This is a genomic window from Nitrobacter vulgaris (assembly GCF_002028545.1).
Lineage (GTDB): Bacteria > Pseudomonadota > Alphaproteobacteria > Rhizobiales > Xanthobacteraceae > Nitrobacter > Nitrobacter vulgaris.
This window is the reverse complement of sequence record NZ_MWPQ01000044.1, coordinates 54,164-66,966: the sequence shown is the minus strand read 5'-3', so window position 1 is coordinate 66,966 and position 12,803 is coordinate 54,164. Positions and strand designations below refer to the sequence as shown.

Annotated in this window: 14 protein-coding genes and 1 riboswitch; of the genes, 8 read left to right on the top strand and 6 right to left on the bottom strand. The window is 59.0% G+C overall.

Features of this window, described 5'->3' with window-relative positions; all coding sequences use genetic code 11:
- Positions 1-59: 59 nt before the first annotated feature.
- From B2M20_RS11945 to B2M20_RS11930, 4 genes are all read left to right on the top strand, one after another.
- The gene (locus B2M20_RS11945; RefSeq protein ID WP_079447269.1) at positions 60-845 is read left to right on the top strand and encodes a hypothetical protein; all 786 of its coding nucleotides are present in this window, start codon (positions 60-62) and stop codon (positions 843-845) included.
- A gap of 129 nt (positions 846-974) precedes the next feature.
- Positions 975-1,388: a Ros/MucR family transcriptional regulator gene (locus B2M20_RS11940; RefSeq protein ID WP_079447268.1), complete on the top strand. Its 414-nt coding sequence runs from the start codon at positions 975-977 to the stop codon at positions 1,386-1,388.
- A gap of 66 nt (positions 1,389-1,454) precedes the next feature.
- Positions 1,455-1,886, top strand: a complete 432-nt coding sequence (locus tag B2M20_RS11935; protein ID WP_079447267.1) for a hypothetical protein — start codon at positions 1,455-1,457, stop codon at positions 1,884-1,886.
- A gap of 431 nt (positions 1,887-2,317) precedes the next feature.
- The gene (locus tag B2M20_RS11930; protein ID WP_139372896.1) at positions 2,318-3,136 is read left to right on the top strand and encodes a hypothetical protein; all 819 of its coding nucleotides are present in this window, start codon (positions 2,318-2,320) and stop codon (positions 3,134-3,136) included.
- Here B2M20_RS11930 and B2M20_RS19120 read toward each other — a convergent pair.
- Together B2M20_RS19120 and B2M20_RS11925 are read right to left on the bottom strand one after the other, a co-directional pair.
- Complete coding sequence (locus B2M20_RS19120; protein ID WP_139372895.1) at positions 3,120-3,305, bottom strand: hypothetical protein; 186 nt, start codon at positions 3,303-3,305, stop codon at positions 3,120-3,122. The genes B2M20_RS11930 and B2M20_RS19120 overlap by 17 nt on opposite strands.
- A 12-nt stretch (positions 3,306-3,317) precedes the next feature.
- Positions 3,318-4,265, bottom strand: coding sequence for an IS1595 family transposase (locus B2M20_RS11925; RefSeq protein WP_079447265.1), 948 nt, complete (start codon positions 4,263-4,265; stop codon positions 3,318-3,320).
- Between the two features lie 188 nt (positions 4,266-4,453).
- On the opposite strand from B2M20_RS11925, the gene B2M20_RS11920 reads away from it, so the two are divergent.
- Positions 4,454-4,828: a helix-turn-helix domain-containing protein gene (locus tag B2M20_RS11920; protein ID WP_079447264.1), complete on the top strand. Its 375-nt coding sequence runs from the start codon at positions 4,454-4,456 to the stop codon at positions 4,826-4,828.
- On the top strand, positions 4,825-5,442 hold the full coding sequence (locus tag B2M20_RS11915; protein ID WP_079447263.1) for a DUF6456 domain-containing protein: 618 nt from the start codon (positions 4,825-4,827) through the stop codon (positions 5,440-5,442). Before B2M20_RS11920 ends, B2M20_RS11915 begins: the two co-directional genes overlap by 4 nt.
- 85 nt (positions 5,443-5,527) lie before the next feature.
- Here the strand turns inward: B2M20_RS11915 and B2M20_RS11910 are convergent, their stop codons facing one another.
- Both B2M20_RS11910 and B2M20_RS11905 read right to left on the bottom strand, forming a co-directional pair.
- Positions 5,528-5,959 (bottom strand): SufE family protein, encoded by a 432-nt coding sequence (locus B2M20_RS11910; RefSeq protein WP_079447262.1) that lies wholly within the window; start codon positions 5,957-5,959, stop codon positions 5,528-5,530.
- A gap of 76 nt (positions 5,960-6,035) precedes the next feature.
- Entirely contained in the window at positions 6,036-6,452 is a 417-nt protein-coding gene (locus B2M20_RS11905; RefSeq protein ID WP_079447261.1) for a DUF5330 domain-containing protein, read from the bottom strand.
- Between the two features lie 426 nt (positions 6,453-6,878).
- On the opposite strand from B2M20_RS11905, the gene B2M20_RS11895 reads away from it, so the two are divergent.
- On the top strand, positions 6,879-8,699 hold the full coding sequence (locus B2M20_RS11895; protein WP_338013168.1) for a sensor histidine kinase: 1,821 nt from the start codon (positions 6,879-6,881) through the stop codon (positions 8,697-8,699).
- 22 nt (positions 8,700-8,721) lie between these two features.
- Entirely contained in the window at positions 8,722-9,285 is a 564-nt protein-coding gene (locus B2M20_RS11890) for a peptidoglycan-binding domain-containing protein (RefSeq protein WP_079447258.1), read from the top strand.
- A 198-nt stretch (positions 9,286-9,483) separates the two neighbouring features.
- Here B2M20_RS11890 and B2M20_RS11885 read toward each other — a convergent pair whose 3' ends face one another.
- Positions 9,484-11,568, bottom strand: coding sequence for a TonB-dependent receptor plug domain-containing protein (locus B2M20_RS11885; RefSeq protein ID WP_079447257.1), 2,085 nt, complete (start codon positions 11,566-11,568; stop codon positions 9,484-9,486).
- A 113-nt stretch (positions 11,569-11,681) separates the two neighbouring features.
- A riboswitch (cobalamin riboswitch) is annotated at positions 11,682-11,876 on the bottom strand.
- A 225-nt stretch (positions 11,877-12,101) separates the two neighbouring features.
- A complete protein-coding gene (gene rpe / locus B2M20_RS11880; protein ID WP_079447256.1) occupies positions 12,102-12,803 on the bottom strand; it encodes a ribulose-phosphate 3-epimerase in 702 nt (233 codons plus the stop codon).

Here is a 12,803-nt window from a genome sequence, read left to right as displayed (position 1 = left end):
GCGAGGCCGATAGCTTGGCTATCAGGTGCTGTCGTCTCCTTGGGGGACGGAGCTTTTCGATGAGCGTGCTTTTAGTCGCCGGGTTCGTTGTATTCGTGGCCGGTCTGGTGACGATCGCCTTGGGGATTCCCATCAAGGAGTTCAGCTTCGGCGATACCCTGGTCGTATCCGGCGCGGTCGTGACCGGCACGGGCCTGATTATGATCAGCCTGTCGGTCGTCGTCCGCGAATTGCGAAGGGTCGCGGACCAACTCGGCTCCAGAGCGTTTGCTGATCGCGATGATAGTGCCCACGCGCCCATTCTGCCGGGCAGGCACATCGAAGAGCGCCCACCTTCGCTGTCTGACAGCGATCGGTTCGCTCCAAGCCTGGGCGATCGGAACGCCACGCCCTCCGTCATGTCGCCACGCCGGCAAGCGGACGTGTTCGACCGCGACCGCGAGACCGTTGTCGCGGTCGAGGATGCGGAGTTTCCGGCATCCTCCGACGAGCCATCGCAGCCGAAACCACGACGCAATCTTCTCTTTGCGTCCATGATGAAGGAGCGCGAGCGGGTAGTCGTGGACCAAGCCGGGCCGGTTGGCTCATCCGCGCCCGCGAGACATGCGCGTGATCCTGAGGCGCCCCGGCCAGCATCAAGAGTCGATCGCCCGTCCGCCCCTCCGGACCACAACGCGTCCTCCGTCACGGTGCTGAGGTCCGGTGTGGTCAACGGAATGGCCTATTCGCTTTATTCCGACGGTACGATCGACGCCCAACTGTCGGAGGGCACGATGCGCTTCGCCTCGATTGATCGACTGCGCGCCCATCTCGATCAAGGCTCCGACCGCCCGTCTCCCAAATAAAGTTCGGCGTGCGCGCCCGCCGTTCTTGTCATGCCGGCAGCAATCCGGTCATATTCCTTGGGGCGCAAAGGCCGATTCTGATCGCATTCCGAGCGTATCGATGCTTTACGATCCGGAAAATTTGAGATCATGAGCGATTCAGCGGGTAAAAGTTTTCTCGACCTCACGGCGGAGATCGTGTCCGCCTACCTTAGCAACAACACGACGCCGGCCTCGGAAATTCCCGCCCTCATCAGCCAGGTACATGCCGCGCTGCTGCGCGTGTCGTCCGGGCGGGGCGAATTACCGTCGGAACCGACCAAGCCGGCCGTGCCGGTCAAGAAATCGATGACGGCCGACTACCTGATCTGCCTGGAGGACGGGAAGCGCTTCAAATCGCTCAAGCGCCATCTGCGGTCTCAGTACAACATGAGCCCCGAGCAGTATCGGGACAAATGGAAACTCCCTGCCGATTATCCCATGGTGGCCCCCAACTACGCGGTCACGCGGTCGCAACTGGCCAAGAACATGGGCCTTGGCCAGCAGCGCCGGCGCCGGAAATAGCGCGAGCGGTTTCGGCTACCGAATGTTGGGGCTCTTTAGTATTGGTCGTCTTTTTCGGGATTCGCCATGGTGGACGAAACGCCGGCCGAACCGTTTTTATTTCGATTGAACGTCGAACATACGCCTTCATCAAATGATCCAGAAGGGGCCGATGAGTTCTACAGGGCTATCGGGATCATGGTGGTTTCCTGGGGCAGCCTAGAGGGTCACTTCGTGGCCTCTTTGCTCACAATGATGACGATTGCGCCGTCTGAACTTGGCGTAAAGCTCCCGATGAATTGGAAAGCGCGGGCTGCCATTTGGCGTAAGGCTTTCGATGTGGTGTCCGATTTTTCTATGTACAGAGCCAGTGCATTTCACTTTCTGGAAAAGATGGAATCGGTGGCGCTACAAGACCACGTCGCTGTCTATTGGAGCGGTTCTTATTCGTGCCAAAAACAATACCCCGGACGGATTAGACATCAAACGCGGGCAAGTAACGGTCGAAAATGTGCTTGAGGTCGGTGAGCGCGCAAACGAGCTAAACCAGAGGCTCATGCCTCTGAGTAAATTTCTGACTGGATACAGGAATGCTCAGCCGCCGCCGCCGGCAAATATTCGTATAATATAGCGACGAGGCTGATAGCCCGAAAACGCCATGCTCGCCCATGTCGTCGTTCCTCAGTCAATCACCGTTGACCGGCGCGCGTACTAAATCGTCGAAAGCCAGATCCTTCGGGACGAACAATCGCGGTTAATCGAAAGCCTCGGAGGTGCTGGCGCGCAAGACATGGGAATCTCCCTCCTTGTCTGGACGGCCTATAATCTTAATTGTGGCGCTATAGATAATTAGGAATATTATCCCAATATTGTACTTTACGGACCCTTGGTGCATCATGAGTAGCGCCGGGCGACTTTTTCAACCCGGACGGCTCTGGAGCCTCTGGGATATGTTCGAATTTAATGCTCGCGCGTTATCTGGCGCGATAGTTGAAGTCTCTAGCTTTAAAAATCTTCTTGAAAATCACGGAGTGGGAATCGGGCGATTTACCGCGCACGGCATCCAGGATGTGATGCACAGTGTGCGAGACCTCTCCGAATTATTTGTTCGCCTCGGACTACACGGCACCCCAGACGAATGTGCCCACATTCTAGAAATCCTCGGTCCGTCACTCGGCAAAAATGCCTCCGCACTGCGGCGCGACTTAAAGCGAGTTATTGTTGAGATATCAGCCCAAGAGATGGGCGATCTGCGCCTGCATTTTCAGTCGCTCGTTACATTGGTGAATGCTGAACTGAAGGGCCGAAAATTCTTCGCCTTGGAAGTCCACGGGTCGTATTTCAATGACCCACGTTTGTTCGGTCAAGAAGTTTTTAACAATTTTTCGTCTGCTACGGATGACATTACTGAGGCTGGGTCTTGCCTGTCTTTGAACCGACCAACGGCTTGCGTTATGCACCTAATGCGAGTGCTTGAAGTGGGGCTTGCCAGCCTCGCGGCGGAGATGGGTATCAAGAAGCAGAACGATTGGGGTAGCTACCTTCGTGAGATAGACAGGGAATTGGAGCGTCGCATCAAAGCATCGGGCGCGCGCTCTCCCGATGAGCAGTTTTTTGCAGAAGCATCGAAAAACATTGATGACATGAGGCGGGCTTACCGCAACCCGACGATGCACCCTGACAAATCGTACTCTGTAGAACGAGCGAACGATATTTTACAGTCAGTGCGGTCGTTTATGCGCCATCTCGCTACTAAGCTCCACGACTAGATGTCTTCTTGGACGGAACTATCTTTTTAATTGCCCGTTCAAACTCTTTCCCGCTTTCATCAACGCCAATTTCCCGCGCGGCCTTTATGAACCGCGCGGATTGCTCTTTTTGCTTGCTCTCATCATCTGTTTTAGCCGGAGCTTTTCGAGCTTTTGGCTTCTTAGCCATCGCAGGCCTTCCTCAATTAGTCGTTCGATAGGTTAGGCGCTTCCCAACGATACCTTTAAGCGCGATGTCAGCGCGCGCCACATCGTCAATGCCCAACTTGACGCGGTTGTTGTAACGGAAATCGAATTCCGCAAGATAACGATGCAGATGCTTCTCTTTACAGTGCTGGTAGTTACCCTTCATGCCGCGCTTGAAGATAGAGAACACGCCTTCAATGGTATTGGTGTGAACGTCACCGCGAACGTATTCTTTGGCGCTGTGCTTCACGGTTTCGTGCGAAGCGAACGCGGTCCCAACCTCAACATAAAGGCGGCTTTCGTCGGTGTGCAGACGGGTCTCGTGAGCGATATTCTCAGCGACGATCTTCGCCACGGTGCTCTTATCGGCGTTCTCAACGTGGAATGACCGGACCTTACCGCCGCGCTGTACAAGTGAGACAATTGCGCGCTTGCTTGATGGGCCGGTACGACCACCCTTGGTGAAGGGACGCCCCTTTCGCTGCGGCGACATCTTCTTTTCCTCGGTCGGGCCGAAGTAGGTTTCGTCAGCTTCAACTATCTGGCCAGCGCCGCCCATTGGTGCAAGATCGCCGTCGCGCATCGCCTCTCGGATGCGATGTCCCATGAACCACGCGGTCTTGAGGGACACGCCAAGAATGCGGTGGAGTTGGTTCGCACTCATGCCTTTCTTGGAGGCCGAAAGCAGCGCAACAGCCTGAAGCCAGATGTGCAATTTAACGTGGCTGGACTCAAATACGGTGCCGACCTTTACGCTAAACTGCTTACGGCAGGCGTAGCACTTGTAAACGCCTATCCGGGTGCTTTCGCCTTCCATTTTCGAACTGCGATCCACAACCCCGCAATGCGGGCAGGAGCGGCCATTAGCCCAAATGCGCGCCTCAAGATATTTGTAGGCAGCGGCTTCATCGTGGAAATGCTTGGCGGATAGGACGGAAGTCATGGCTCAACCTCTTGATTGAGCTAATCCTACCCTAGAAAAGTGGGTCCGTAAAGTACAATATTGGGAATATTATCCAAAACCGTTCCTTGGCGATACCTTCGGCTTTCAAATTTTACCGAAAAAATGCTATCCCCGGGTAGAGAACAACCTCTAGGATATATGATTATTTTCCTAGAGGGGCCTGCTCCATGCTTTTGACCTATCCGTCCACTCCACCCACATCCCGCCGGCGGTCGCGAACCTCGGCAAGGCTGGTCTGTCACGATATCGCGCGACTGGTCGCCGGAGAATTTGGTCTCGATGCTGCGGCGATGATATCGCCGACCCGCGGCGCGCCGCACGCCGCCTATGCCCGACAGGTCGCCATGTATCTGGCGCACGTTGGTTTTGCGTTGAGTTTCGAGGCAATCGGCCGCGCCTTCGATCGTGATCGCACCACGGTCTCGCATGCATGCCGCGTCGTGGAAGATAGCCGCGATGACCTCAGACTTGATCGCCGGCTCGCAGCACATCGAAGCGATGTGCACGGTTTGCGGCGAACGCCTCGACGGACCATCCGATGACGGCATCTAATCGCGGCAGTAGTAAATCGTCGCGTCGCCCGAAAGAGCGGCCGGTTGAAATCGTGGACCGGTTTCGCGCGCAGCATCTCGCGCTCGCCGAGCGCGAGATCGTGACCGACGCAGGCATTGCGACCGTGATGGCCAACGACAGCGAGAGCCCTCTCGCCTGGCTGGCGCGCCGTAAGGGTCGCGATGGACGCGCCATGATCAGCCCCAATCAGTTCGCGGCCGGCGAAAGATTGCGCGCGGATTTTACGCGGGGGAATCTCACGCCGCGGGTGACCTCGAACTGGTCGGCGCCGACCGGAGGGCGCGGGTCCGGAGCCGGCGCCTGTGAGATGACCGATCTGATCGTTGCTGCGCGGCAGCGCGTGCGGCTGGCGCTGGAAGCATGCGGACCGGAATTTTCCGGCTTGTTAATGGACGTCTGCTGCTTTCTTCGCGGTCTCGAAGATGTCGAGCGTGAACGCGGGTGGCCCCCGCGATCGGCGAAAGTCGTGCTGCAACTGGCACTGGACAGGCTGGCGAGGCACTACGGTCTCCACGCGCGTGCAGAAACGAGCGCCCACGTCCGGACGTGGCTGGCAAGCGATGCAAGGTTCACGAGCGGTTAGAGCGTTTTCGAGCGAAGTGGGATCGCGCGTCGTTCGCGCGATCCGCATTTCCTCTTGCCCGAAATTCGAAAGGCGAAAACCAGCCTCAGGCTGCGGCAGCCAGCGCTTCGCGCGCGTCCCTGCGAATGCGCTCAACCATCGCGCGCAGCCCGTTGGAGCGTTGCGGCGTGAGATGCTCGCGGAAGCCAAGGCCGTCGAAGACGGCGATCGCGTCGGTGTCCAGAATGTCCTGTGGCTTCCTGCCGGAAAAAAGCGTGAGCAGGATCGCAATCAGCCCGCGCACGATATGCGCGTCGCTGTCGCCGACATAGGTCAGCACCGGGTGGCTGTCAGCGCCGCGACCGGCTTTGAGCGACAGCCAGACCTGACTGGCGCAGCCCTGCACCTTATTCGCCGCGGAGTGCTCGGCCTCGCTCATGGGCTCAAGGGTGCGTCCGAGTTCGATGACGTACCGGTAGCGGTCGTCCCACTCTTCCAGAAGCTCAAAGTTGTCCCTGATCTCGTCGATCGTCGTCATCACGGCTCATGTGTAATGTGTCCCAGCCGACTAATATAAGGCCATGGAGACATAAAATCGATATGGACCCGGCGATCTATGGGAATTGTTCCCTCGGGACGGTTTTCGGAGCAGCGAGACGCCATTCCGCCTGCAGATCCTCCGGCGTCAAGGTGTCATGCTGCACGTCGCCGGAATCCGCCGTTTCGACGGAGGGAACGCCGTCGATCGACCCCGTATGGTCGGGAGGGCGTTTCTCGGTGATGATCCGGTAGAGCTTTCTCGCGCCGTCCTGCGCGCGCTGGCCGATTGCGGAGGCAGCCTGGCCCCCGACCTCGCAGACGCCCGGCTGACGTGTGCAGAATTGACTCATATCCGATACGGCGGCTGTGGCGGCCGATACAGCGTCGGAAGCCCCAATCTTGGGTGCCTTGTTCGCCTCGGGCGCCTCATCCCTCGGCAGCAGCACGAGCACGAGCCCGAGCCAGAATGCCATGCGAAGCAGGAAAAACATGTCGCGTCCCTATGCGTTTTTGATCTTCGTCACGTTGCGTTGAATTCCGCAATCTGTCCTTTCCCTATCAAATGGTCCTGAATCCCCCGTTTGCTCGACGCGTCCGGGCAAACAAAAATCCCGCAAACGGCGGCAGAATTTGATTCGGCGTAAATTTTCGATTGATGCGTGTGCGAAACGCGGTCGCCAGACGCGACGCCGATCCTCGGCGTCGTCCGTATATGGTGGCGGAAACCTTGCGTTCACCATTCGCACCGATGAAGGCGTTGCAAGGCGACAAAGAGCCATCCGTGTGTGCTGTTTCGTGACGCAGAGAGCTGCACTTTAGTGTTCGCTTAAGTTCACTCTGACACGTTGAACCCACAAATGGAGGCGTTCCGGCGCGTCGGATACGACGTCAGCTGAAGCGCAAGCAACGTGACCGCATTGACCATTATCCAGGACCGTCTCGACGCGTTGCTGCATCCATCGGCGCGATACGACGCGTTGACGCGGGCGCGGCATCGAACCTTCATGGGGCCGCGGCTGCTCGGCAGCCTCGTCGCGCTCGCGGCGTTTCCGATGTATCTGGCGATCCGCGGTGCACCGACGGCACTGGAAGTGGTGGCTTTCGCCTGGCTCGTCGTGCCGATTTTGTTGTCCTATTTCCTGTCACGCACCGGCCGCTACGAAGGCGCCCACGTGCTGTCGTCGATCGCGCTCGCCGGTCTCGTCATGATGATCGCGCTCCCGACCGGTGGGATTGAATCGTTCGCTGCCGTCTGGCCCGTTGTGATTCCGCTGGAGGCGGCGCTGTCCGCGTCCCGCCGTGTCGTCGCCTTCGCCGCGATGCTTGCAGTGTCGTGCGTGCTCGCGCTGATCGCGATGAGTTATTTTGATGTTTTGCCACTGCCCGATGCCGGCGTGGCGGCGCATAGTGTTTTCATGGCGTTCGGTATTGCGTCCGCCATGCTTTATGCTGCCGGAGTGGCGTTTGGTTACGAAGCGCTGATGCGTACCGGCGCCTCACTGCTGAACGTCGAGGAAGACCGTTATCGCCTGCTGGCGCGCCACATGTGCGACGTGATTTCGCGTCACCGGCGCAACGGCGCCGTGCAGTTTATTTCGCCGGCCGCGGAAGCCCTGCTTGGCGTGCCGGTGTCGGAGTTACAGGACCATGGTCTGTTCGATCGGGTCCACGTCGCTGATCGCCCAGCCTATCTTACGGCGCTCGCGGCGGCTGCACTTGGCAAGGATGCCCAAAGCGTCGAATTCAGACTCAGGCGCGACGTCGCATCTGGTGCGAAATCAGAGGCGCGATCTTCGGGGGATTTCATATGGGTGGAAATGCGGTGCCGACCGCTTGAGCCGTCCTCCTTGGCCGAACCCGAAGTCGTCGCGGTGATGCGGGACGTCACCGACCGGAAGCAGCAGGAGCACGCGCTGGATATGGCGCGCACCACGGCCGAACGTGCTGACGCTGCCAAGACACGGTTTCTCGCGACAATGAGCCACGAACTGCGAACGCCGCTCAATGCCATCATCGGATTTTCAGAGATGATCGTTCAGGAAGCGAGGTTGCCGCTCGATGCCACGCGCCGCAAGGAGTATGCCCAGCTCATTAACGACTCCGGCCAGCATCTATTATCGGTGGTCAACAGCATTCTCGATATGTCGAAAATGGAGTCCGGGAATTTCGAGATATTGCCCGAGCCGTTCACGCCGCGCGAGGTGCTGCTCAACGGGAGCAATCTGCTCGCGCTCAAGGCGCGCGACAACGGTATTGAACTGGTCACGCGCGTTCCGGAAAATTTGCCGCAGATGATTGGCGATCCGCGCGCGTTCAAACAAATCGTTCTGAATCTGGTATCGAATGCCATCAAATTCACGGAGCGGGGCGGCCGCGTCACGATCTCGGCCCGCGTCGAAGGATCGCGCATGGCGCTGCGTGTGATGGACAACGGCGTCGGCATCGCGCAGGAAGATCTTAAGAGGATCGGCGACCCCTTCTTCCAGGCGGGGAAGACCTATCAACGACGTCAGGAAGGGACTGGACTTGGATTGTCGATCGTCAAGAGTCTGGTTGTGTTGCACCAGGGCGAGATCGATGTGCAGAGCAAGGTACAAGAGGGGACCACGGTAACCGTCATGTTGCCGCTGATACTCGTGCCCGACGCGGAGTCGTCATCGAATAACATCGCGACGCTGACGCCGGCCTCCCGCTCCGGCAAGCAGGATCAAGATTACCGGGTGAGGAAGAGTGCCTAGAAAAATTGTTGAAGAGGGTGTGATGCGGCCACGCCGCCGCAGCGTGGCAACCAGGAAGAGCGAAGTTGACGAGGAACGCGGTCTCGCGATGCGCGTGCTCCTGCATAGCCCGAAAGATCTGGTTGCCGGGTGCCTGGCTTTTACCGCCATCGGTGCGATCGTCACGAACGCCATGTTCCTGCAGGCCGGCCATCATCCGTCGCCGATATTTGGATCGGCTGTCACCATGCCACTGGTGCAACAGAGCAATCCGCTGCCGCGGCCTCGACCAGTCGAGGCGGATCAGACGGGGACAACAGAACAGCACGCGAGTGCGGGAGAAGCGCCCACCAATCCCGTCAAAACGACTGGGTCGCATAGCGATCCCGTCGCCGATCTTATCAATGCGAATCGCCGCGTCGCCGCCGTGCAGCGGATATTGACGGAATATGGCTATGGTCAATTTAAGCCGACAGGAACGGCCGGGCCCGAAACCCAGGCGGCGATCCGGAAGTTCGAGCAGGCTCGCCGGATGCCGGTGACCGGCCAGATGTCCGATCGTCTCGTGCGCGAGCTCGTTGCCCTGACTGGACGGCCGATCGATTAGACTACAGCGTTTCGAGCGAAGCATATCCTCGGGCTTGACCCGAGGATGAATGACCTGTTCGTGTAAAGAAAGCACGTCAAAACAAAAAGCTAAAGGCCCGGCTTTGATTCATCAAAGCCGGAATAGTTTTAGCGAACCCCTTTGTTGCGTGGACTCCCGCCGCCTTTTCACTTCTCCTCGTCGGGAAGAGGTCGAGAGTTATCGCACCCCGTAACTTGCCACCCGGATGCCGCCAAAAATCGCAAGGCCCGGCGCAAGGAACCCGGTCGGATTTTGGTAGCGGGCATCAAAGAGATTATCGATCCGCCCGAATACCTTGACCTGGTCATTGACGGCATAGTCGCCACGCAAGTTCACCAGCGTATAGCCCGGCGCTACAATTCCGGAGATTGAACCGTCGCGGGTGACATCAATCCAGTCGTTGACGCGGAGCACGGTCGCCGACAGTGTCAATGCATCGAGGGGGAGCCAGGTCGCGGTTGCGCTCCACTTTTCCTTCGGTCGGCGCAGCAGCTGCATGCCGGTGGCGGCATTGACGGCACGGGTGAAGGTGTAATCCGCGCGAATTCCGAAACGCTCGGTGATCTGTGCCGAAACGAAAGTTTCGGTGCCTTCGGTCGTCGCGCTGTTCACGTTCACCAACGATGTGAACGTGGCATTGTAGTCGATCAGGTTGGTGATGTCGTTATGGAAGTAAGTCGAGCCGAACCGCACACGATCGTTGAACAGAGGTTGCTCGAAACCGGCATCGTAGCCGCGGCTATCTTCCGGTTTCAGGTTGCGATTGGCGAAGAAATTGAAGGTTGGAAAGTCCCGGAATAACTGGCTCAGCGAAGGCGCCTTGAATCCCGTGCCGTAACTTGCTTTCAGTTTCGTTTCCGTGATTGGAACAATGATCGCCGGTGCGACCCGGTAGGTCATACGCTCGCCGAACAGGTCGTTGGAATCTTGGCGGACATTCGCAACGAGGAAAAGGCGGTTCGCGAGAGCTGATTGCAACTCGATGAAGCCTGCCTTGTTGCCGTTCTTGGCGGCAAGATCGGTGGTGTCGATGCGATCGGTCTGATGCTCGGCGCCGAAGACCAGATGGTTGTCACGCGCAATTTCGGCCACCGTGCGCCAGTCAAACTTGAGGCGCTCGCCCGTGGTGGTCGTGACCGGACTGCCGGGACCTGCGTCGTAGCCTCTGCTGTTGGTGTAATTGACACCGAAGTAGCTTTGGACGCGCCCATCGAACAGAGACCACACGGCTTCTTCGCGGTTGAAGAGTTGCTGGACGGCGTGTGTGCTCTGGGTGGCGTTGGGCGTGCTTGGAAATCCACCGTCGCCCGTGAACAGCAGCATCGCGTCAGTATAGCGGACCACCGAATTGACGGTCAGATTCTCATTGAGATCGACGCCGAGCTTGGTCGAATAGGTCATGTTGTCATAGTTGTTTCCGATCGCTTGCCGTCCGGGCGGGAGAAGCTCCGGCGGTGTGACAGGAACATCTCCGGCATGGAGATGGGCGACGTTGACCGCGTAGTTGAAGTTCTTTTCGGAGCCGCTCAATCCGAGCGTCTGGTTGAACGTTTTGAACGAGCCGGACTCGATTGACGCGGTGGCGCGCGGCGGACCTTCGCCCTTTTTTGTGATGATGGAGATCACTCCGCCGATTGCGTCGGAACCATAGAGTCCGCTTTGCGGGCCCCGAAGAATTTCCATCTGCTGAATGTCCGCCGCAAGAAGATGCGCATAGTCGAATGCGCCATTCGCGTTGCCGGGATCGCCGATGTCGATTCCGTCGAGGATCACCTTGGTGTGGTTGGCGTTCGTGCCTCGCATGAAAACCGAAGTCTGGGCGCCCGGTCCGCCGGCTTGCAACACATTCAGACCGGGAGCCGTCCTCAGGATATCCGGAACGGTGCGGTACTGCTGGGTCTGTATATCCTTCTCGGTGACGATGGTGATGGAGCTTGCCAATTGCCTTGCAGGCGTCACCACTCCCGTGGGGCTGACCACGGTCGAACCCATCGTGCCCGGAACGGGCGTCTCAGTGACAGGAGGGTGTCGAGGAGCGGAGCGGGCCACACGGCGCGATCGCGACGCCGCGCGGTGAGATGGCGGCCGTGAATCTGTCGTTCTATCCGGCGGCGGCGCGATCCGGATCGGAGGCAGCAGATTGGGAGAGGCGGATTGCTGCGCGCACGAAGGCGTCGTCAGGCCGACCGATCCCAGCGAGGCGAGGACGGTGGAGGCAAGCAGGCTTCTGCGATAAACCCCGGACAAGGAGGAGGCGGACATGGAGGGAACCTCGGCAGGACGTCGGTGGCACGTCACAGCGAACGAGGTTTCACGGGAGCCTATGCCGGCGCCGATGAAGCGGATGTCTGTAGTCCCCGACTGACATCTTCGCGTGTGACCACGGGTTGACGGCAGGTCTCCTGGCTCGCGGGTCGTTACCTGGCGTCGCCTTCCCGGGGCCGAGATATCCCAGTGGCGTGTGACGCAGATTCACCGCTTACAGTTGCGGGGGCAGCCGTGGCGTTAGGATGATCCCGCACCACGTTCCCTTTTGATCTCCCGAGGGAGAACCGTCGCCGATCTGTTTGAGGGGGAACAAAGTCGATGTCAATCGACGGAGCGACTCAGCTACGGCTTTTCCTCGTGGCGTTGCATATCCGCAGCAACAAGTTGCCGCCGGCGAGATCTGCTTTGTCTGCATTCTCGAGGCTGTATGTTGCCGATGCGAGCAAGCCGTCGGGGCAGGCGGACTTGCAACCCTTCCTGCTCCGGGCGCGGGCGAGAACTATACGCTGCCGGTACCGGCGTTTGCGTCAGACCACTTCGCCCCGTGCTGCCGCGGCGGCGCTGCGGATCGCGTCCATGTTCGCCTTGTAGGACTCCATGGTGCCGCCCTTGAACACCGCGGAGCCCGCCACGAAGGCATTGGCGCCGGCGGCGCCAAGTTCGCCCGCAACGTCGGGTCCGACTCCGCCGTCAACCTCGATATCGATCGGCCGTCCAGCGATCATCGTACGCAAATCCCGAATCTTGCCGACCGCCGAGGAGATGAACTTCTGGCCACCGAAACCGGGGTTGACCGACATCACCAGCACCAGATCGACCATGTCGAGCACGTATTCGATGGTGGAGAGCGGCGTCGCGGGATTGAGTGTGACCCCCGCCTTCTTGCCGAGCGCGCGAATGGCCTGCAGCGAGCGGTGCAGGTGCGGCCCCGCTTCGACGTGAACCGTGATGTGATCACAACCGGCCTTGGCGAAGGCTTCGAGGTAAGGATCGCACGGCGAGATCATCAGATGGGCATCGAAGATCTTCTTCGTGTGCGGGCGCATCGCCTTGATGACATCGGGGCCGTAGGAGATGTTCGGCACGAAATGGCCGTCCATCACGTCGAGGTGGATCCAATCGGCACCCCCCTGATCGACGGCGCGAACCTCCTCGCCAAGCTTCGAGAAGTCGGAGGCCAGGATCGACGGTGCGATAACGAGAGGACGCGGCACAAAAGTCTGGGACAT